19 protein-coding genes and 3 pseudogenes are annotated in these 20,782 nt (G+C 62.3%); 16 read left to right on the forward strand and 6 right to left on the reverse strand.

Annotated features, from left to right (window positions below; genetic code table 11):
- Positions 1 to 54: 54 nt before the first annotated feature.
- The gene (locus tag R9B85_RS16000) at positions 55 to 306 is read right to left on the reverse strand and encodes a hypothetical protein (protein WP_112251912.1); all 252 of its coding nucleotides are present in this window, start codon (positions 304 to 306) and stop codon (positions 55 to 57) included.
- A gap of 460 nt (positions 307 to 766) precedes the next feature.
- Here R9B85_RS16000 and R9B85_RS16005 point away from each other — a divergent pair.
- The 4 genes and pseudogenes from R9B85_RS16005 to R9B85_RS16020 all read left to right on the forward strand — a co-directional run.
- A pseudogene (locus R9B85_RS16005) lies at positions 767 to 886 on the forward strand (KGG domain-containing protein); the annotation flags it as partial.
- Positions 881 to 1,027, forward strand: a pseudogene (locus tag R9B85_RS16010) (general stress protein); the annotation flags it as partial. The pseudogenes R9B85_RS16005 and R9B85_RS16010, both read left to right, overlap by 6 nt.
- A pseudogene (locus R9B85_RS16015) lies at positions 1,028 to 1,120 on the forward strand (general stress protein); the annotation flags it as partial.
- Positions 1,121 to 1,178: 58 nt separating this feature from the next.
- Entirely contained in the window at positions 1,179 to 2,054 is an 876-nt protein-coding gene (locus tag R9B85_RS16020; RefSeq protein WP_423770364.1) for a manganese catalase family protein, read from the forward strand.
- A gap of 42 nt (positions 2,055 to 2,096) precedes the next feature.
- Here R9B85_RS16020 and R9B85_RS16025 read toward each other — a convergent pair whose 3' ends face one another.
- Positions 2,097 to 2,606: a ferritin-like domain-containing protein gene (locus R9B85_RS16025; protein ID WP_112251915.1), complete on the reverse strand. Its 510-nt coding sequence runs from the start codon at positions 2,604 to 2,606 to the stop codon at positions 2,097 to 2,099.
- Positions 2,607 to 2,855: 249 nt separating this feature from the next.
- On the opposite strand from R9B85_RS16025, the gene R9B85_RS16030 reads away from it, so the two are divergent.
- Both R9B85_RS16030 and R9B85_RS16035 read left to right on the forward strand, forming a co-directional pair.
- Positions 2,856 to 3,785, forward strand: a complete 930-nt coding sequence (locus R9B85_RS16030) for a malate dehydrogenase (RefSeq protein ID WP_112251916.1) — start codon at positions 2,856 to 2,858, stop codon at positions 3,783 to 3,785.
- A 420-nt stretch (positions 3,786 to 4,205) separates the two neighbouring features.
- The gene (locus R9B85_RS16035; RefSeq protein WP_252379473.1) at positions 4,206 to 5,201 is read left to right on the forward strand and encodes an IS110 family transposase; all 996 of its coding nucleotides are present in this window, start codon (positions 4,206 to 4,208) and stop codon (positions 5,199 to 5,201) included.
- A gap of 63 nt (positions 5,202 to 5,264) precedes the next feature.
- Here the strand turns inward: R9B85_RS16035 and R9B85_RS16040 are convergent, their stop codons facing one another.
- Positions 5,265 to 6,086, reverse strand: coding sequence for an amino acid ABC transporter permease (locus tag R9B85_RS16040; protein ID WP_112251917.1), 822 nt, complete (start codon positions 6,084 to 6,086; stop codon positions 5,265 to 5,267).
- Complete coding sequence (locus R9B85_RS16045) at positions 6,083 to 6,904, reverse strand: ABC transporter substrate-binding protein (RefSeq protein ID WP_112251918.1); 822 nt, start codon at positions 6,902 to 6,904, stop codon at positions 6,083 to 6,085. The genes R9B85_RS16040 and R9B85_RS16045 overlap by 4 nt, the downstream gene beginning before the upstream one ends.
- 118 nt (positions 6,905 to 7,022) lie before the next feature.
- Between R9B85_RS16045 and R9B85_RS16050 the strand changes: the two genes are divergently transcribed.
- The 9 genes from R9B85_RS16050 (at position 7,023) to R9B85_RS16090 (ending at position 16,759) form a co-directional block, all read left to right on the forward strand.
- Positions 7,023 to 7,907: a homocysteine S-methyltransferase family protein gene (locus tag R9B85_RS16050; protein WP_181457332.1), complete on the forward strand. Its 885-nt coding sequence runs from the start codon at positions 7,023 to 7,025 to the stop codon at positions 7,905 to 7,907.
- Positions 7,908 to 8,076: 169 nt separating this feature from the next.
- A complete protein-coding gene (locus R9B85_RS16055) occupies positions 8,077 to 9,348 on the forward strand; it encodes a cystathionine gamma-synthase family protein (RefSeq protein ID WP_252379350.1) in 1,272 nt (423 codons plus the stop codon).
- A 143-nt stretch (positions 9,349 to 9,491) separates the two neighbouring features.
- The gene (locus R9B85_RS16060) at positions 9,492 to 10,940 is read left to right on the forward strand and encodes an amino acid permease (RefSeq protein WP_181457330.1); all 1,449 of its coding nucleotides are present in this window, start codon (positions 9,492 to 9,494) and stop codon (positions 10,938 to 10,940) included.
- Positions 10,941 to 10,977: 37 nt separating this feature from the next.
- On the forward strand, positions 10,978 to 11,862 hold the full coding sequence (locus R9B85_RS16065) for a LysR substrate-binding domain-containing protein (protein ID WP_112251922.1): 885 nt from the start codon (positions 10,978 to 10,980) through the stop codon (positions 11,860 to 11,862).
- Between the two features lie 23 nt (positions 11,863 to 11,885).
- Positions 11,886 to 13,274 carry a threonine synthase gene (locus R9B85_RS16070; protein WP_423770365.1) on the forward strand — a complete coding sequence of 463 codons (1,389 nt, stop codon included), beginning with the start codon at positions 11,886 to 11,888 and terminating at the stop codon, positions 13,272 to 13,274.
- On the forward strand, positions 13,271 to 13,708 hold the full coding sequence (locus R9B85_RS16075) for an Lrp/AsnC family transcriptional regulator (protein ID WP_085626668.1): 438 nt from the start codon (positions 13,271 to 13,273) through the stop codon (positions 13,706 to 13,708). The genes R9B85_RS16070 and R9B85_RS16075 overlap by 4 nt, the downstream gene beginning before the upstream one ends.
- Positions 13,709 to 13,916: 208 nt before the next feature.
- On the forward strand, positions 13,917 to 14,960 hold the full coding sequence (locus R9B85_RS16080; protein ID WP_207879778.1) for a homoserine dehydrogenase: 1,044 nt from the start codon (positions 13,917 to 13,919) through the stop codon (positions 14,958 to 14,960).
- A 12-nt stretch (positions 14,961 to 14,972) separates the two neighbouring features.
- Positions 14,973 to 16,391, forward strand: coding sequence for an aldehyde dehydrogenase family protein (locus R9B85_RS16085; protein WP_112251925.1), 1,419 nt, complete (start codon positions 14,973 to 14,975; stop codon positions 16,389 to 16,391).
- Between the two features lie 44 nt (positions 16,392 to 16,435).
- Entirely contained in the window at positions 16,436 to 16,759 is a 324-nt protein-coding gene (locus tag R9B85_RS16090) for a RidA family protein (RefSeq protein ID WP_112251926.1), read from the forward strand.
- Between the two features lie 23 nt (positions 16,760 to 16,782).
- Here the strand turns inward: R9B85_RS16090 and R9B85_RS16095 are convergent, their stop codons facing one another.
- Complete coding sequence (locus tag R9B85_RS16095; protein WP_313852669.1) at positions 16,783 to 17,736, reverse strand: bile acid:sodium symporter; 954 nt, start codon at positions 17,734 to 17,736, stop codon at positions 16,783 to 16,785.
- Positions 17,737 to 18,179: 443 nt separating this feature from the next.
- Here R9B85_RS16095 and R9B85_RS16100 point away from each other — a divergent pair, with 443 nt between their 5' ends.
- On the forward strand, positions 18,180 to 19,175 hold the full coding sequence (locus tag R9B85_RS16100) for an IS110 family transposase (protein WP_423770366.1): 996 nt from the start codon (positions 18,180 to 18,182) through the stop codon (positions 19,173 to 19,175).
- Between the two features lie 94 nt (positions 19,176 to 19,269).
- Here the strand turns inward: R9B85_RS16100 and glyA are convergent, their stop codons facing one another.
- Entirely contained in the window at positions 19,270 to 20,523 is a 1,254-nt protein-coding gene (gene glyA, locus R9B85_RS16105) for a serine hydroxymethyltransferase (RefSeq protein ID WP_112251928.1), read from the reverse strand.
- Positions 20,524 to 20,782: the final 259 nt, after the last annotated feature.

The following is a 20,782-nucleotide window of genomic DNA, read 5'->3' on the forward strand; positions in this document are numbered from 1 at the left end:
GGCACGCCCTTCTGAAACCCGCCTTGTGGCGGGTTCTTTCCTAGCCGGCCAGCACTAAACGCCGTGATAGTCAGAGCCCGCAATCGCTCTCAGAAACCCTCGATCGGCCAGCCGCCGCAGGTCCCGCCACTCGCGCCAGTCCACCAAACCAAGGCGGTCCATTTCATCGGCCAGGCGCAACAATTCCTCGTGGTGGGTGCTAGGGCAGTTTCGTCTTTGCTCGACGTCGTCGTACAGCAGAAACCAGCGATTGACCGCTTTGAGCCGGCGCTGTCCCAGGGCTATCTCCTCGCTGAACGCGTTCATGCCGAAAACTGCGCCTGCACATTAGCGAGCGATGACACTTCGCAGCACAAGTCTTCCTGGTAACTGCGCAACTCGCAGGTACCGGGCTGGCCGAGGATGCAGGGGATCAAGTACAGGTAGTTGACCATTGCGAATGCCCTCTTGGCGGAACTGGGACAAGCGACTCAGTTAGGTTGATCCCGATCGAGCCGCATCCGTTCAGCCGGATAGATGGCTGGCTGCGAATCAAACAGTGTTCCCCCCCACAGGCGAGCGATTGTTTTTGGACAAGGCTTTGGGGGCCGCTGATAACCGCGATTTGTATACCTCACCGCGAGGATCGTTCTCGCAAGAAGTAAGGGCCACTTCCATTAGGGCATTTCGTCAGCTCTTTCAGAATTCGTTGCAAGATGCGCCGCTTGGGCTCTGTCACTGATGAACACAGACCTTCCTGTGTAACTACCGACATGAGGTGTCAATCATGGCTAGCAATCAGGACAACCGCGGTAACCAAGGTGGCAACGCCAATACCAATCCAGGCAACTTTGCCAACGATCGCGAAAAGGCATCGGAGGCCGGGCAGAAAGGCGGCCAGATGTCAGGGGGTAACTTCAAGAACGATCCAGAGCGCGCCTCGGAAGCAGGCCACAAGGGTGGCCAGGCGTCGGGTGGCAATTTCAAGAACGACCCTGAGCGTGCGTCCGAAGCTGGCCGCAAGGGCGGTCAGCAGTCCGGGGGCAACTTCGCCAATGACCGGGAAAAGGCTTCGGAGGCCGGACGGGTCGGTGGCCAGCATAGCCACGGCGGTGGTCGCAAGAGTGACGACAACCGCTAGTCATCCGTAAAAAACGCAGGGGCAGCCGCGCTGCCCCTGCATGCCTGAGGACCTGCTTATGTTCATGCACAACAAGCGATTGCAATACACCGTACGCGTGGCACAACCTGATCCCGGCCTGGCCAACCTGTTGCTGGAGCAGTTCGGTGGCCCGCAGGGCGAGCTGGCTGCGGCCATGCGCTATTTCACCCAAGCGGTCAGTGAGGACGACCCAGGCCGCAAGGACATGCTCTACGACATCGCGACCGAGGAACTCAGCCACCTGGAGATCATCGGTTCGATCGTGGTGATGCTCAACAAAGGGGCCAAGGGCAACCTTGCTGAAGGCGTGGAGGCCGAGGGCGAGCTCTACCGCTCGCTGACCGGTGCCGGCAACGACTCACATGTCACCAGCCTGCTGTATGGGGCCGGGGCGCCGCTGGTCAATTCCGCCGGCGTACCGTGGAGCGCTGCCTACATCGACACCATTGGCGAACCGACTGCCGACCTGCGTTCGAACATCGCCGCCGAGGCGCGGGCCAAGATCGTCTACGAACGGCTGATCAACGTCACCGACGACCCAGGCATCAAGGACGCGCTGGGCTTTCTGATGAGCCGCGAAATCGCCCACCAGATGTCGTTCGAAAAGGCATTGCACGCTATCCAGCCAAACTTCCCGCAAGGCAAGTTGCCAGGTGATCCAGAGCTCAACCGCACCTATTTCAACCTGTCCCAGGGCGGTGAAATGCGTGGGGCGTGGAACCAGGGGCAGGACTGGATCTATGTCGACGAGCCGCACCCGGCGGTAGACGGCGGCGATGGCTCTGCCAGCGTCCAGCTGGACGAGCAGAGTGCGTCGGCGGTCGAGGCAATGAAGCTTCGCACCCAGTCGAACCCGGAGGCGCAACCTCTGACTGGAGCGGAGCTGGGCAAGGTCAACAGCGGACAGCAATGAGAAATGCCCGCGCCGGAGTTGATCCGGCGCGGGGCAGTACACTTAGCGCTTGGCAGTGGCGTCAGGGTCGGCCGAGCGGGCCAGGAACGCTCGGGTTACCTCGGGCAGATGCTCCTTCAGCCATTCGGCCATGGCCACTTCTTCCTTCAGGATCGAACGACAGGCTTGTGCAGTGGCGCTATCCCCGACCGCCTCGGCCGCCTCGATCAGCACCGTGTAAGACGCGATTTCCATGTTCTCGAACACGTACCCTGCCATGGCGCCTTTGACCACTTCATCGCTCATGGCCATCCCGCCCACTGCCTGCCCGAACGCCATGAGTTTGCCGGCCAGGTCCTTCAAGGTCGATGTGCTGCCGCCCAAGCGCTCGATGCACTCCACCAGCACGCGCTGTTGGCCTTGGGTCTCTTCAATATGCCTGACGATGCGGCCCTTGAGTTCCGGGTAGTGCTCCAGGCGCTCGGCCTGGCCTTTGAGCATGCTTTCCGCTTGCTGCTCCATCGCATGGGCATCACGCAGCCAGTCGAGCAGGTTTTCCCTTGGAGTTGCCATGATCAGTCCTCGTTTCCAGTGATGGGTATCTGTTCAGAGAACCCTACCGCTGCCACGGTCGGCTGGACCGACGAACGGGCAAGCGAAGGCGAGGCCGAGGACATCCGCGAAGAAGTACGGATCTGGTCGGCGGGGTGCTGCACCAGGGGATGGCTCGCATCAACCTTCGAGTGGCCTTTTCGCCTCAGCGGGCAATACTTCTGTATTGCAGGCGTGTTCCTGGTGGCGCGCGCCGCTGGGAGGTGTCACGTGAACAAACTAGCAATCGTGGGTGCCGGCATGGTCGGCGAGGCGGCGGCGCAGATCATCGCCCGGGAAGAGTTGTGCCGTGAGTTGGTGTTGATGGATGTGCAGGGCGAGTTGGCCCAGGGCAAGGCGCTGGATGTGTGGCAGGCGGCAGTCGAGTCGGGGTCCGATACCCGCGTTCACGGCGGGGCCAAGGCTGAAATGCTGGACGGGGCTGAGCTGGTGGTGATCACCGCAGGCGTGCCGCGCAAGCCTGGGCAGTCGCGTCAGGACGTGCTCAGCATCAACCTGCCGATTATCGATAGCATCATGGCGGATATCAAACAGCATGCGCCAACGGCGACGGTGCTGGTGGTGTCGAACCCGGTCGATGTGCTGACCTACCGCGCCTGGAGCCTCAGCGGGCAGGGGCGCAGCAAGGTGTTCGGCCAGGCGGGGGTGCTGGATACCGCGCGCATGAAGTGTTTCATCGCCGAGCAGACCGGGTTTTCTGCCCGGGATATCACGGCGCTGGTCCTGGGCGGGCATGGCGACAGCATGGTGCCGCTGATGCGCTATTGCCAGATCGGTTCGGTGCCGCTGTCACACTTCCTCTCCAGCGAGCAGATCGAGCAGATCGTGGAGCGCACGCGCAAGGGTGGTGGCGAGATTTTGGGGCTGAAGAAGCTGGGCAGTGCCTGCGATGCGCCGGGCGTGGCGATTGCGCAAATGGTGGATGCGATCGCCAATGGGCGAAACCGCATCTTGCCGGCGGTGGCGATTCTGGAGGGCGAGTACGGGCGAACGGACATCGCCATGGGTGTGCCCTGCGTACTGGCAGAAGAGGGGCTGGCGCGGGTGATCGAGTTGCCGCTGGATGCGCGGGAGCAGGCGATGTTCGATCAATCGGCAGACCAGGTGGCGCGGGATATTGTTGAAATGAAGGCGCTGTGACGCTGTGGGAGCAACTGTCTGGCTCAATTTCTAGAAGCTGGCGCGATCCCTGTAGGAGCGGCCTTGTGTCGCGATGGGCTGCGCAGCAGCCCCCGGCAATGTGTGCATCTGTGCGCAAACCCTGGGGCTGCTGCGCAGCCCATCGCGACACAAGGCCGCTCCTTGTATGTTGTGTCTGGCCTAGCGGGAGAGGTTATTCTCGTCGGGCTGAAGAAGCACTTCCGGGGAGGCCGATCGCTCCTGAAGGCAGGCATTGCCCCTGACCTTGTATGTAGAGAGGCCCCCCGCCTCATTGCCCACTGCGAAGAGTATCGAGAAGCCGACAAGTCGGACTTCGCATTACAAGGTTGCAGCAGCATGAAGTTCGAGGTCGGGGAACCGGAGGCCATTGTTACCTAACTCGCTTGGGAGAGGGAAGAAATGAGTGTCTGGGTTGGCGTCGATATCGGCTCACGTACTTCGGTCGTTGCGGTGCGTAAAGATGGGCGTCCGGCCGGACAGTGGGATATCGCTCAAACCCCTGCAGGCCGTAAGGCTGCGGTGAAAAAGCTGCTGGCACTCAAACCCAAGTCGATCGTGATGGAGGCGACCGGAATCTATTACCTGGACTTGGCCCTTGAGCTACATGCGGCTGACCTCCCTGTATCCGTGATCAACCCCAAGAGCTTCCACAATTTCGCCAAACTAATGCTGGTGAACAGCAAGACCGATGCAATAGATGCTCAACTGCTGTCCGAGTACGGCGAGCGTATGACACCGCGCTTGTGGACACCTCCAAGCCTTGTGCAGCTTGAGCTGAGGGCTCTGGGGCGACACATCAATCGTTTGGTGGGGCATCGTACAAGGGCGAAGAACGAACTGCATGCATTGCAGGCGACCGCTACAACCGTGTCGATGCTGATCGAGGATCAGGAGGAAGCGATTGCTTCACTGGATAATCGAATTGAGCGCTTTCGTAAGGCGGGCCGCGAGCTGGTCGCCCAGTGTCCGACGCTTACTCGGCAGTACAAGCAGCTGCTCGCAGGGCCTGGGATGGGAGAAGTCTCGGCACTTGCGGCATTGGCTGAACTGACCATCCTTCCTCAAATACTCAAGTCCTCGCAGGTAGCTCGCCACGCGGGTCTCGATGTTCGACAGACCCAATCGGGAACGAGCATTGATAAGCCCGGCAGACTCGGCAAAAGTGGGAATGCTTATCTACGGGCAGCCATGTACATGCCTGCCTTGACCGCAGTGCGCTGCGACCCTTATGCGAAGGCTTTTTACGAGTCGTTGGTCAACAGGGGCAAGAAGAAAATGCAGGCTATCGCTGCGGTCATGCGCAAGTACCTGACAGGCATCTGGGCATGCATGCGCGGGAATGAGCCATTTGATACGGCCAAGCTTTTCAGCTCTGAACACCTCAGAAAAGCTTGACCGCCAACAGAGTATCTACAAGGGCCAGGCTTATGCAAGACAGTTGCCCTGCCAATTCAGCCCCTAGCGCTGATAGGCCCTGCCAAAATGCCGCTCCAGCCGCGCCTGCACCAGCTCCAGCAGGATCGACAGCACCCAGTAGATCACCGCCGCCGTGGTCAGCATCTCCAGGTACCGGTAGCTCGACCGCCCGTATGACTGCGCCAGGAACATCACCTCCCACACCCCCATCACCGATATAAGCGATGAATCCTTCAGCATCGAGATGAACTGGTTGGCGGTAGGCGGAATGATCACCCGCATGGCCTGGGGCAGGACGATATGCCAGAAAATCTGCGGCGTGCGCATGCCCAGCGCCAGTGCCGCTTCACGTTGCCCGCGCGCGACGCCGAGAATGCCGGCCCGGAAGATTTCGCTCAGGTAGGCCCCGTAGTTCAGCGACAGGGCGATGATGCCGGCGCTGATGGCGCCCGGTACCAGGCCCAGCTGCGGCAGCCCCAGGTAGATCAGCAGAATCTGGATCAACAGCGGCGTGCCACGGAAGAACGAGGTGTAGAAGCTGGCGACACCCACCAGCACCGCGCTGTTCGACAACCGCGCCAGCGCGGCGGCAAAGCCGAACAGCACCGACACCAGCATCGAGCACAGGCACAGGAACAGGGTCAGCGCCGCGCCTTGCAGAAAGCCGTTGGGCCCCAGCTTGAAACCGGCGAGGTTGGGGAATTTCTCCAGAATGATCGAGAACTTCAGGTCGAAGCTGAGGAAAAACGCGACAAACAGCCCGAACAGCGCCAGCCAGGTCAGCAGCAACCGGGTGCGAAAGCCGAACAGGCTGTTGCCCGTGGGCTTGACCACGGGCTTGGGGGACGATGGGAAGGTGCTCATTTGCTGATATCGGCGCCAATCCATTTCTGCGACAGCTTGGCCAGGGTGCCATCAGCCTTCAGTTCGGCAAATACCTGGCGCACCTTGGCATCCCACTCGGGGTCGCCTTTTTCGATGGCCACCGAGTTCGGCTCTTCATACAACGGGGCGCCGGCCAGCTTGAAGCGCTTGTCCTGGTCCAGGCGCGGCTGCGCGGTCACCAGGTTGGTGAGGATGGCATCCAGGCGTACGCCAGCGCCCAGGCCCAGGTCCTGGAAGGCGACGTTGTCGGTGTCGTACGGCGCGATCTGCACGAAGTCAAAGGGGTAGTCGATCTTCTTGTCCTCGTTGCCTTCGATCACCAGGTTCTTGTTCAGGTAGCTCTCGTAGCTCGAGGCACTGGTCAAACCCACCTTGCGGCCTTCCAGGTCCTTGGCGCCATGGATGCGCTCATCCTTGGCGTTGACCACGATCACCGCAGGCGATGCGTAGTACTCCACCGGGAAGTCGAACACTTCGGCGCGGGCCTTGCTCGGGGTCATCGAGCAGATGCAGATGTCGTAGCGGCCGCTCCAGCGGCCAGCGGCGATCACGTCCCACGAGGGGGTTTCCAGCCGCAGCTTGACGCCCAGCTTGTCCGCCACGGCCTTGGCCACATCCACGTCGAAACCGTCCAGCTGGTTCTGGTCGTTGAGAAAGGAAAACGGCGGGTAGCTTTCCATCAGCACGTTGACCAGTTCCTTGCGCGATTCAACCCGCTCCAGCGTGGTGCCAGCAAAGGCTTGGGAAGCAGTTGCGAGCAGCACGAGGCCCGCACCGAGCACAGTAGAGAATCGCATGTACATACCTGAAATGTTGGCCAATTGGGAGAAAGTGTATTTAATAGTTATAAACGCAACTCACATAATGAATTTTGTTCATAAGAACCTGCAGAGTAGTTATATGAAACAGCGAGCGATGGTGATTCTCGACGGTGGCATGGGCCGTGAGCTGCAGCGCAGTGGGGCGCCGTTTCGCCAGCCTGAATGGTCGGCGCTGGCGCTGAGCGAGGCGCCCGAAGCGGTAGTTGGTGTGCACGCAGCGTTCATCGGTGCCGGTGCCCAGGTCATTACCAGCAACAGTTACGCGGTGGTGCCTTTTCACATTGGTGAGGAGCGTTTTGCCAAGGAAGGGCGCCAGCTCGCCAATATCGCAGGCCAGCTGGCGCGGCACGCCGCCGATGCCGGGGCGCACCCGGTCAAGGTAGCGGGCTCGCTGCCGCCGCTGTTCGGTTCCTACCGCCCGGACCTGTTCCAGCCCGAGCGCGTCGGGGAGGTGTTGACCCCGCTGCTGCAAGGCCTGGCCCCGCACGTCGACCTGTGGCTGGCAGAAACCCAGAGCTCGATTGCCGAAGTGCGGGCCATCCACGCCCACCTGCCGCAAGACGGCAAGCCGTTCTGGGTGTCGTTCACCTTGCAGGACGAGGACGTGGACGAAACGCCGCGCCTGCGCTCCGGCGAGCCAGTGGCCGATGCCATCGAAGCGGTGGTCGGCCTGGGTGTGGCGGCCGTGCTGTTCAACTGCAGCCAGCCCGAGGTAATCGGCGCTGCGGTCGATGTGGCGCGCTCGGTGATCGAGCGCCACAACGCTGACGTCGCCATTGGCGCCTATGCCAACGCCTTTCCGCCGCAGCCCAAGGAAGCCACCGCCAACGATGGCCTGGATGAGCTGCGCGAAGACCTGGACCCGCCGGGTTACCTGGCATGGGCCGCTGACTGGCGCAAGCGCGGTGCCAGCATGGTCGGTGGCTGCTGTGGCATCGGCCCGGAGCACATTGCCGAGCTGAAACGCAACCTGGGGTGAAGCCGGCAGGGTGCCGGGCGGCTTGTGCGACCGCTTGGCATCCAGCCATTAAAAAAAACGTTACTCAGACCCGGATTCCATCGTTTTTCAGTCCCCCGCCATGCCCCTATAGTCCGCTGAAAGCCGATGCCGAATCGGTGTACACAACTCAGCGGTGCGGGAACCGGATATGAACAACAACGAAAAAATCGTGGGCAATGCAGCGGTCGGTATCGGCACGCGAGTAGTGTGGAGCGGGGAACAGGTCCAGCACCCGTACAACGCTACCCAGACCCCGATCGTGGTCAGTGCCGCCTACGGCTACAACGACATCGATGCCTGGTACGACGTGGCGCAGGGCAAATTGCCGGGCTACATCTACAGCCGCATGAGCAACCCGACAGTCGCCACGCTGGAAGCGAAGCTGTGCGAGCTGGAACAGTCCGAATCGGCGGTGGCATTCAGCAGCGGCATGGCTGCCATCAGTGCCGTGCTGCATACCTTTCTCTCAAGCGGCAAGCGCGTTGTATCGACCCGCGACAGTTACGGCGGCACCAACAAGATTTTCGAAGAGTTCCTGCCGCGCATGGGCGTGCAAGTCTGCCTGTGTGACACCCTCGACACCGAGGCGCTGGAGCGCGAGATCGCCGCAGGTTGCGACCTGCTGTATCTGGAAACCCCTACCAACCCCACCCTGAAGGTACTGGACATCCAGCGCCTGAGCGCTGCTGCCCGGCAGGCCGGCGCTGTGGTAGTGGCCGACAACACCTTCGCCACGCCGCTGAACCAGAACCCGTTGGCCCTGGGCGTGGACGTGGTAGTGCACAGCGCGACCAAGTTCCTGTCCGGGCACGGTGACGTGCTGGGTGGCGTGGTGTGCGGTGCCGAGCCGTTGATGGCGCAGGTACGCCACTACCGTGAAATCAATGGTGCGGCGCTGGACCCGTTTTCCGCCTACCTGATCATCCGCGGTATCAAGACCCTGGCCCTGCGCCTGCGTCAGCAACAGGCCAGCGCGAAGGCCCTGGCGAATTACCTGACGACCGAACCGCTGGTTGAAGCGGTCAACTACCCCGGTTTGCCCCAGCACCCGGGCCATGCAATTGCCAAGGCGCAGATGCGCGGCTTCGGAGCCATCGTCAGCTTCGTGCTCAAAGGTGGCATGCCCACCGTGGCGCGGTTGCTGCCGCGCCTGAAGTACGCCCATCGGGCGGGCAACCTGGGGGCAGTCGAGACCATCTATGGCCCGGCGCGAACCACCAGCCATGTGGAAAACACCCTCGAAGAACGGCTGGCCCTGGGCATTTCCGAAGGGCTGGTGCGCATTTCGGTGGGCATCGAGGACACCGAGGACCTGCTGGCAGACCTGGCACAGGCCTGTGCATCGGTGCGTCAGGAGTTGGCCGCAGCAAAGGAACTGCACGGTGACGAAGGCGCCTGCCTGGCCGAAGCACAGGCCTGAGGCTGGCACGTAGCACCCGCTGCTTGCGGTGGGTGCCACTTCATGAAGTCGAACAAAAACAATATGCAAGGCAATTCGCTTCGCTCTGCCAAGACGAGGTCGTTGCAACGTCCTTGCCCGCCAACTTTCATGAGTAAACCACAATGTCCCTGCAGACAACGACAACGAGAAATGCTTCGGCGCACAGCTTCAAGCAGGATATGCAAACCCGCCATATCGTCATGCTGGCGCTGGGTGGTGTCATTGGTACCGGCCTGTTCCTGACGTCGGGCTACACCGTCAACCAGGCGGGCCCGCTGGGGGCGGTCATCGCCTATGTCCTCGGCGCGATCATGGTCTACCTGGTGATGATGTGCCTGGGCGAACTGGCGGTACACATGCCGGAAGTCGGCTCGTTCAGCAGTTACGCCACGCGCTACCTCGGGCCGGGTACAGGCTACATGGTGGCCTGGATGTACTGGCTGACCTGGACCGTGGCCATCGGCTCGGAATTCACCGCCGCCGGTATCCTGATGGTGCGCTGGTTCCCCGATACGCCGGTGTGGATATGGAGTGCGCTGTTCGGGTTTGCAGTGTTCATCAGCAATATCATCTCGGTGCGGTCGTTTGCCGAAACCGAATTCTGGTTGTCACTGATCAAGGTGCTGGCGGTGATTGCCTTCCTGGTGGTGGGCGGCGGCGCGATCCTGGGCGTTTTCGAAATTACCCAGGCGCACAGTGTCGGGCTGGGCAACTTCACCCGCGAAGGGCTGTTCCCTACGGGCTTCTGGTCGATCGCCATGACCCTGCTGGCGGTGGCCTTCGCGTTCTCGGGCACCGAGTTGATCGGCATCGCCGCCGGCGAAACCCGCGACCCGGAAAAGAACGTGCCCAAGGCCATCCGTACCACGGTCCTGCGCCTGGCGCTGTTCTTCGTCGGCACCATCTTTGTATTGGCAACCTTGTTGCCGCGTGAACAGGCCGGGCTGGTTGAAAGCCCGTTCGTGATGGTCTTTGCCATGATCGGTATCCCCTATGCCGCAGACATCATGAACTTCGTCATCATCACTGCGCTGCTGTCGGCGGCCAATTCCGGGCTCTATGCTGCGGCGCGCATGCTGTGGACCCTCAGTGACCAAGGCAACATGCCCCGCCGGTATGCGGCACTGTCGCGTCGTGGCACGCCGTTCAACGCCATTGTCCTGAGCATGGCGGGCGGCATGGCTTCGCTGCTCAGCAGCGTGTTTGCCCCTGACACCATCTACCTGGCGCTGGTGTCCATTTCCGGGTTGGCGGTGGTGGTGGTGTGGATCAGCATCGCGGCCAGCCAAATGGCTTTCCGCCGCCATTACCTCGCCAATGGCGGCAACCTCGCAGACCTGAAGTTCCGGGTGCGCGGCTACCCGTTCGTCCCGCTAGCCGCCATCTTCTGCTGCGTGTTGGCCTGCGTCGGTATTGCCTTCGACCCCGCCCAGCGCGTGGCCCTGTACTTCGGCTTGCCCTTCATCGCCTGGTGCTACCTGGCCTATTGGCTGACGTGCAAGTTCCGCAGCCGCCAGGCAGGCCCGCTGGAAGTGGTCGCGCCAGGTTCCGAGGCTGCCAGAGCAGGGTGATACTAGGCCACCGGAACGTTGCCACGAGAAACCGCCGATGACCCAGAAAACCCTGCCCCCCTTGAACTGGCTCAGAGCCTTCGAAGTGTCGGCGCGTTACCTGAACTTCACCCATGCAGCCGAGGAACTGCACCTCACCCAGGGGGCCGTGAGCCAGCAGATTCGCCACCTGGAGAGCCAGTTGGGGGTGGCGCTGTTCAAGCGCCTGCCCCGGGGGCTGGGGTTGACTGAAGAGGGCCAGTCCTACCTGCCGGTGGTGCAGGACGCGATCAGCCGCCTGGCGGTGGGCACCAATGAAATTTTCGGGCAACGCCAGCGTCGGCCCTTGAAAGTACGCGGCAGCCTGTCGTTCCTGCACTTCTGGCTGGCGCCCCGACTGGCCGATTTTCGTCGTTCGCACCCGCAGGTGGACATCCGCTACATCAGCAACCTGTGGGTCAAGGAACTGGATGCCGAGGATGACCTGGAAATCCGTTGGGGCAGCGGCCAGTGGGCGGGCGTGGAGGCGCAGCGCCTGACCCGCGACATGCTGGTGCCGGTCTGCTCGCCTGCGCTGATTGCCGACGCCCCGCTACGCGAGCCGCGCGACCTGGCCCGCGTCCCGTTGCTGCATGTGCTGGGTTACGAGGAGGGGTGGGGTTATTGGCTGGAGCGGGTTGGCGCCGATCAGGTCGACTCCTCCAGCGGCCTGCAGTTCGACACCCTGGTGGCGACCTTGCGCATGGCGGAACTGGGGCTTGGGGTGGCGCTGGCGCGCTCGTCGCTGGTCGAGGACTTGCTGCGGGAGGGGCGGCTGGTAGCGCCTTTTGCCCAACGCATCGAGGCGAGCGAGTCGTTTTACCTGGTACGTGGCCTGGGCGAGGCGTTGTCCACGGATGCCCAGGCCTTCAGCCACTGGTTGGTGGCAATGGCCCACCGTTAATCAAATAGTTACCTGGAGCACCGATGCAGTACACATCCACGCGCGGCAACGAGATACGGGTCGATTTCCGCACGGCGCTGCTTTCCGGGCTGGCCGACGATGGCGGGCTATACGTGCCTGCCGCGGTGCCGACCTTCAGCCAGCAGGAAATTGCCAGCTGGTCGTGGTTGCCGTTCGACGAACTGGCCTGGCGGGTGATCGCACCGTTTGTCGGCGATACCCTTGATGAGCCGACCCTCAGGGCGCTGGTCAGCGACAGCTACCGAGGGTTCAGGCACCGTGGCATCGCGCCGTTGCAGCAGATTGGCCACAACGAATGGATCCTGCAGCTGTTTCACGGGCCTACCCGGTCCTCCAAGGATTTCGCCGCGCAGTTGCAGGCGCGGCTCATCCGCCATTTCCTGGGGGCCGATTGCGAACGGGTCATGCTGGTCGGTGCCAGCAACGGCGATACGGCGGTGGCCGCAATCGAAGCCTTGCGGCATTGCCCGACGGCACGCTTGCTGGCGCTGTACCCCAGTGCCGGGACACCGGCCGACCGGGCGGCGGTGATGCGCAGTGCCGCTTCCGACAGCGTCAGCTGCGTGGCCGTGGACGGCAGCTTCGATGACTGCCAGTCGCTGGTGTCGGCGCTGCTGCGTGCATGGCCATGCCCCGGGCTGATTCCCGTGAGTTTCAACTCGACCAACTGGGTCGGCGTGCTGGCGCAGATCGTGTTCTATTTTCACGCCGCGCTGCAGCTGGGCGGGGGGATTAGGCCGGTGGGCTTCAGTATCCCCACGGCCAGTTTTGCCGAAATCTACGCAGGGTTCATTGCCCAGAAAATGGGCCTGCCGATCAACCAGATCATCGTCTCCACCAACCGCAACGATGCCCTGCACCGGTTCATCCACTGCAATCGCTACAGCCGTGGCTCAACCAGCCAGACCTTGTCGCCGGTCATGGACTTCTCGCTGTTCTCCAACCTGGAGCGCTTCGTCTGGGAGCTGTATGACCGCGATGGCGGGGCGACCCGGGCGCTGATGGAGCACTTCGAGGATTGTGGCGAGTTGAGCATCGGCAACCGCCAATGGTTGCATGCGCGCATGCTGTTCGACTCCTATGCCGTGGACGACGCGCTGATCCGCGAAGAAATCGTCACGCTGTTCCACGAAACCGGCAGCGCAGTAGACCCGCATGCCGCCACCGGGGCATTCGCCGGGCGCCTGCACCGGCGCAACATTGGCGCGCCCATCGTCACGCTGGGGCAGTTTGCCCCGGAAAAGTCCGCCGGGCTGCTGGCGGAGCTGGGGGCCTGGCATGGCGAAGTACCGGCCAGTGTCGTGGCTGCTGCAGGCGGCGGGCCGCTGCTGGCACCCGACGACCTGGCGGGGGTTCATGAGCTGCTGGCCCGGTTGCAGGCCGGACTATGAAGCGCATCCTCGATCCCCTGGACGAGCGTATCCTCGCCGAACTCACCGCCAATGCACGCATTGCCCATGCCGAACTGGGGCTCAAGGTGAACCTGTCGCGCAACGCGGTACGCCAGCGCATCGAGCGCCTGGAGCGTGACGGGGCCATCCAGGGCTATACCCTGCGCATCGGTGAGGGACGACGACCGAGTTCATTGATCAACGCGGTCATCTTCGTCTACCGCTATGACCGCATGCGCGGAGAAGCTGTGCTCGATGCATTGCGCCAGATTCCCGAGGTGATCCAGTGTGAAGTGCTCAGCGGTGAATTCGACCTGCTGCTGCGCGTCGAGGCTTCCAGCCCGGAACGGGTGCACCATGTATGGAAGGAGATTGCCGCCATGCCGGGGGTCGAGAACACCGTCACATCGTTCGTCCTGGCCACGGTGATCTGAGACGCCCGCTGCCGTTTGCCAACCCTCGCTACAACAACGCCGCCCGGGCTTGCGCCCTGGCGGCGTTGTGCATTCCGGCGGCGCCCAGGCATGCATCAGGCACTGGTCAGATTGGCCAGTAAATACAGCGGATTGCCATATTCAACTGGCATTGCACGGCTCTTACGCTTGTCCTCATCGACCAATCGCCTGGAAAGGACAGCAAACCATGACCGAATACAAGATCGCACTCGTTGGCTTTGGCGGCGTGAACCGTGCCCTGGCCCAACTGATCGCCGAACGCAATGCGCGCTGGCAGAAAGAGCTGGGCTTCGGCCTGAAGATCGTTGGCGTCACCGACCTGTTCCTGGGTTCGGCAATCGACCGCAATGGCCTGGATGCGGCCACGCTGGCTGCTCTGCCCGCTCAGAAGGGTGCGCTGGCGCAGATCCCTCAAGGTTCGGCAGAGGCGTTCAACGAGTCGGTGATCAAGCAGTCCGGTGCCGACATCATCGCCGAGGCCACTTTCACCAACCCCAAGGACGGTGAACCGGCGGCAACCTTCTGCCGCTGGGCGCTGGAAGCGGGCAAGCATGTGGTCACTACCAACAAGGGGCCGATCGCCTTGCATGCCCAGGCGCTGAAAGCCTTGGCCAAGGCCAATGGCGTGTCGTTCGAATACGAAGGCGCGGTGATGAGCGGTACACCGGTGCTGCGCATGGCGCGCCAGACGTTGGCCGGTGCAGGCCTTGTGGGCTTCGAGGGCATCCTCAACGGCACCTCGAACTATGTGCTGACGCGTATGGAAGAGGGGCTGGGCTTTGCCGATGCGGTGGCCCAAGCGCAAGCACTTGGCTACGCCGAGGCAGACCCGAGCGCCGATGTGGAGGGGTATGACGTGCGCCTGAAGGTGGTCATTCTCGCCAACGAGCTGCTCGGTGCCTGCTTGCAGGTGAACGATGTCAGCTGCAGCGGCATCAGCAACCTCGACAGCGCGGCTATCCAGCAAGCGCAGGCGGCGGGCCAGCGTTGGAAACTGATCGGCAGTGCCAGCCGTGAAACCGATGGCTCGGTGCGTGCCAGCGTCGAAGCGCGCCTGCTACCCGGCAATCACCCCCTGGCGGGTATTTCCGGTGCCACCAATGCGGTTGCGTTCAACACCGAATTGCTGGGCGCTGTGACCGTGTCCGGCCCGGGTGCGGGACGTGTCGAAACGGCATTCGCCCTGCTGTCGGATATCGTCGCCATCCACACCGCTGGCCGCTCGGCCTGAGGAGCAACCGTCATGAGCCTGACTTCCGTGTCCCGGGTAGCCGTCCAGCAACCCACCTTGATCGATGTGTACAGCCCCTTCGACGGTAGCCTGGTCGGCAGCGTCGCCAACCTTGCTGCCGATGCCGTGCCAGGTCTGCTCGTCCGTGCTCGCCAGGGCGTGCGCGAGAGTGCCGCGCTGCCCCGGCACCGCCGCGCCAGCATTCTGGAGCAGGCCGCCCGACTCATCGAACGTGACGCCGCGGATTTTGCCGGCCTGATTGTCGACGAAGCGGGCAAGACCCTGCGTCAGGCCGAGAAGGAGGTGAAACGCTGCATCAACACGCTCAAGCTGTCTGCCGAGGAAGCGCGGCGCAACGCCGGCGAGGTGGTGCCTTTTGATGCCTATGAAGGCTCCGAGTCGCGCCAGGGCTGGTTCACCCGCGAGCCGTTGGGGCTGATCCTGGCCATTACCCCGTACAACGACCCGCTCAACCTGGTGGCGCACAAGCTGGGGCCAGCGATTGCTGGAGGCAATGCGGTCATTCTGAAGCCCTCGGAGCTGGCCCCGCTGTCCGCCTTGAAGCTGGTGCAGTACCTGGTTGATGCAGGGCTGCCGGAGGCTGTCGTCACCGTGGCCACTGGCGGTGCCGAGCTGGGCAAGGCCCTGGTGGCCGTGCGTGAAGTGCGGATGATTTCCTTCACGGGCGGCTTCGCCACGGGCGAACAGATTGCCCGGGGGGCGGGCCTGAAAAAACTTGCCATGGACCTGGGCGGCAACGCCCCGGTACTGGTACTGAAGGACTGCGAACTCGAGGCCACTGTCGAGGCTTGTGTGTCTGGCGCATTCTGGGCGGCCGGGCAGAACTGCATCGGCACCCAGCGCATCCTGGTGGACGCTTCGATCTATGAGGCGTTCCGCCAGCGCTTCGTTGCCTTGACCCAGGCGATGGTGGTGGGTGATCCAGGCCTGCGCGAAACCGACATGGGGCCGATGATCACCGAAGGCGCGGCCCGGCAGATTGAAGAGCGCGTGAACCTGGCCCTTCAGGACGGTGCTCGCCTGCTTTGCGGCCATCGACGCCAGGGGGCGGCCTATGCGCCGACGGTGCTGGAAGGCGTTGACCACGCCAGCCGGCTGTGGCGTGAGGAGGTATTCGCACCGGTGGTGATGCTGGCGCCTTTCGAGGATATCGAGCAGGCGATAGCACTGGCCAACGCCCCGGAGTACAGCTTGCATGCCGGTGTGTTTACCCGCGACCTGTCGCTGGCGTTGAGCCTGGCCCGGCGAATCGAGGCGGGTGGGGTGATGATCAACGACTCGTCCGACTACCGCTTCGATGCCATGCCATTCGGTGGTTCCAAGTATGGGAGCCTCGGGCGTGAGGGGGTACGGTTCGCCTACGAGGACATGACCCAGCCCAAAGTCGTCTGCCTCAACCAGTTGGGTTAAGGGGAGGAGCTTTGATGATCGAACGGTATGGATCAGGCGAGCGGATGTCGCTGGCGGTCAGCTACAGGGGCCTGTTCGAAACGGCAGGCGTGGTCGCGGACGACCTGCGCCAGGATGTGCAGGGGCAGTTGCGCCAGGCGTTGAGTACGATCGATGGGTTGATGGCAGAGGCCAACGTGGGCAAGGAACACTTGACCCGGGTTCAGTTATGGATTGCCGACTACAGCCACTTCGACCTGGTCAATGAGGTGTACGACGCCTGGTTGCAGGGTTGTCCGAAACCACCCCGGGCTTGTGTAGGCGCAGACCTGGGAGAGGGCTACCTGGTCGAGGTGCAGGTGTTTGCCGTGTGCCCTGAGCGCTCCTGACCCCGAGCGACCGATGCCCCGGGTCAGCACACGGCGCGGGGCACCGCCCTTACATAGATCAGTTCGCTTACCAGCTCCACCAGTGTCTGTGTAATCACCGCTGCTGCCGCCAACCCGCGCATGTCTTCCGGTAACGCCAGCGCCAGCGGCAGTACGACCAGCGAGTTGCGCGTGGCGGCGCTGAAGGTGACCGAGCGTGCCTCGGTCACCGGCAAACGCAGCAAGCGCGCGGCAACGAACCCGAGCACTGGCGCCAACAGCATGAAGCCGATGTACACCGGAATCACCGGCAGCAAACGGTCGAAGTCACGCAGCACCACGGCAATCTGCGAGGCGATCACTACCACAAGCACCAGGGCCATGGCCGGTACCGGCATCCACGCCCAGGCGTCGTTCCAGGTCGAGACCGTGCGCGAGCGACGGGCACCGGCGCTGGTGAGCACGGCAAGAACCATCGGCAGCACGATCAGCAGCACGAAGGCTTCCACGAACGGGGTGACGGAGATGGCCACGTTGCTGCTGTCAGCCAGCATCAGGGCCAGATAGAGCGGTAGCAGCGCCAGTTGCACCAACAGCAGCACGGGGGTGGCGGCCAGGGTCAGGCGGGCGTCGCCCTTGCCGATGTGGGTGAACACCACCACGTAGTCGATGCACGGTGTCAGCAGCACCAGCAGCGCGCCGATGAGGATCGCCGGGTGTTCGACCAGCCCGCGGGTGATGGCCCAGACCAGCAGCGGCACGAGGATGAAGTTGGCCAGCAGCAGGGCGGCGATGAAGCGGCGGTTGCCCAGGCCCTGGCGCAGGTCGAGGAAGGGGATCTGCAGGAACATCGCGTACATCAGTACGGCGATGGCGGGGGTGACCAGGGCTTGCAGGTGGCGTGCAGTGTCGCTGGCCAGCAGGCCGAACGTGACGGCGACGAGCACGGCGGCGAAGTAGATCGGGACCTGTTGGGTTTCGAGTTGCGCTCTGGTCAAGGTATAGCCTGTGTTTGCTGGATGAAAAGGCATACAGGGTAATACGCACCATCAGCAGGGTGTCGCGCTTTTTTGTAGGAGCGGCCTTGTGTCGCGAAAGGACCGCAACGCGGTCCCGGCAATTTCGGCGGCAACGCTGCAATCGTGGGGCCGCTGCGCGCCCCTTTCGCGACACAAGGCCGCTCCTTGTATGTTGTGTCTGGCCTAGCGGGAGAGGTTATTCTCGTCGGGCTGAAGAAGCACTTCCGGGGAGGCCGATCGCTCCTGAAGGCAGGCATTGCCCCTGACCTTGTATGTAGAGAGGCCCCCCGCCTCATTGCCCACTGCGAAGAGTATCGAGAAGCCGACAAGTCGGACTTCGCATTACAAGGTTGCAGCAGCATGAAGTTCGAGGTCGGGGAACCGGAGGCCATTGTTACCTAACTCGCTTGGAGAGGGAAGAAATGAGTGTCTGGGTTGGCGTCGATATCGGCTCACGTACTTCGGTCGTTGCGGTGCGTAAAGATGGGCGTCCGGCCGGACAGTGGGATATCGCTCAAACCCCTGCAGGCCGTAAGGCTGCGGTGAAAAAGCTGCTGGCACTCAAACCCAAGTCGATCGTGATGGAGGCGACCGGAATCTATTACCTGGACTTGGCCCTTGAGCTACATGCGGCTGACCTTCCTGTATCCGTGATCAACCCCAAGAGCTTCCACAATTTCGCCAAACTAATGCTGGTGAACAGCAAGACCGATGCAATAGATGCTCAACTGCTGTCCGAGTACGGCGAGCGTATGACACCGCGCTTGTGGACACCTCCAAGCCTTGTGCAGCTTGAGCTGAGGGCTCTGGGGCGACACATCAATCGTTTGGTGGGGCATCGTACAAGGGCGAAGAACGAACTGCATGCATTGCAGGCGACCGCTACAACCGTGTCGATGCTGATCGAGGATCAGGAGGAAGCGATTGCTTCACTGGATAATCGAATTGAGCGCTTTCGTAAGGCGGGCCGCGAGCTGGTCGCCCAGTGTCCGACGCTTACTCGGCAGTACAAGCAGCTGCTCGCAGGGCCTGGGATGGGAGAAGTCTCGGCACTTGCGGCATTGGCTGAACTGACCATCCTTCCTCAAATACTCAAGTCCTCGCAGGTAGCTCGCCACGCGGGTCTCGATGTTCGACAGACCCAATCGGGAACGAGCATTGATAAGCCCGGCAGACTCGGCAAAAGTGGGAATGCTTATCTACGGGCAGCCATGTACATGCCTGCCTTGACCGCAGTGCGCTACGACCCTTATGCGAAGGCTTTTTACGAGTCGTTGGTCAACAGGGGCAAGAAGAAAATGCAGGCTATAGCTGCTGTCATGCGCAAGTACCTGACAGGCATCTGGGCATGCATGCGCGGGGATGAGCCATTTGATACGGCCAAGCTTTTCAGCTCTGAACACCTCAGAAAAGCTTGACCGCCAACAGAGTATCTACAGGATTGGCGACAGCCCCCCGAAAACGAAAAAGCCCGGCACTAGGCCGGGCTTTTTCCTGTCAGGCAATCGCCAATCAGTTGCCGTAAACCGGCAGCTTCTTGCAAATGGCCTTGACCTTCTCACGCACGGCGTCGATCACCGCTTCGTTGTTCAGATCAGCCAGGATGTCGCAGATCCAGCCAGCCAGCTCGCGGCACTCGGCTTCCTTGAAACCACGGGTGGTAACGGCTGGGGTGCCGAAACGCAGGCCCGAGGTGACGAACGGGGAACGTGGGTCGTTCGGTACCGAGTTCTTGTTGACGGTGATGAAGGCTTTGCCCAGGGCGGCGTCAGCGTCCTTGCCGGAGATTTCCTGCTTGATCAGCGAAAGCAGGAACAGGTGGTTCTGGGTACCACCGGAAACCACGTCGAAACCACGCTCGATGAACACGCTGGCCATGGCCTGGGCGTTCTTCACTACCTGCTGCTGGTAAGCCTTGAACTCAGGCTGCAGGGCTTCCTTGAAGCAGATGGCCTTGGCAGCGATGACGTGCTCCAGCGGGCCACCCTGGGCGCCCGGGAAGACGGCGGAGTTCAGCTTCTTCTCGATCTCTTCGTTCTTGCGAGCGAGGATCAGGCCGCCGCGCGGGCCGCGCAGGGTCTTGTGGGTGGTGGTGGTGACCACGTCGGCGAACGGAACAGGGTTCGGGTACACGCCAGCGGCAACCAGGCCGGCAACGTGGGCCATGTCGACGAACAGGTAGGCACCGACCTTGTCGGCGATGGCGCGGAAGCGGGCGAAGTCCAGAACCTGCGAGTAGGCAGAGAAGCCGGCAACGATCATCTTCGGCTTGTGCTCGACAGCCAGGCGCTCGACTTCGTCGTAGTCGATCAGGCCGTTGCCGTCGATGCCGTACTGGATGGCGTTGTACAGCTTGCCCGAGGAGCTTACCGAAGCACCGTGGGTCAGGTGGCCACCGTGGGCCAGGCTCATGCCCAGAATGGTGTCACCGGCCGACAGCAGGGCCAGGTAGACGGCGGCGTTGGCCTGGGAGCCGGCGTGCGGCTGGACGTTGGCGTAGTCGGCGCCGAACAGTTGCTTGGCACGGTCGATGGCCAGCTGCTCGACGACGTCGACGTACTCGCAACCACCGTAGTAGCGCTTGCCCGGGTAGCCTTCGGCGTACTTGTTGGTCAGGACCGAGCCCTGGGCCTCCATGACTGCCGGGCTGGTGTAGTTTTCCGAAGCGATCAGCTCGATATGCTCTTCCTGGCGCAGAGCTTCTTGCTGCATGGCTTCGAAGAGCTCGGCGTCGTACTTGGCAATGGTCAAATCACGGCTGAACATGGCGGTCCTCAAGGATCGGGGTGAATTGGGGGGGCATTCTAACCGATTGATTCGCGACTGGCATATGAAGTGGCATCAAGTCGCGGACCAATGGGCTTCATGTTGCATCCCGCGTCGTGTCTGGGCTGGGCGGGGATCGGAGTTGACCTGGAAGTCCGCTTTTGGGGGCGCGTTGCGCCCCATCGCCGGCAAGCCAGCTCCCACTTCGACTGCGCTGGCCTCAAGCCATGCATTGTACCTGTGGGAGCTGGCTTGCCGG

Origin of the sequence: Pseudomonas sp. NLJ1 (genome assembly GCF_049486705.1) — a bacterium.
GTDB lineage: Bacteria > Pseudomonadota > Gammaproteobacteria > Pseudomonadales > Pseudomonadaceae > Aquipseudomonas > Aquipseudomonas inefficax.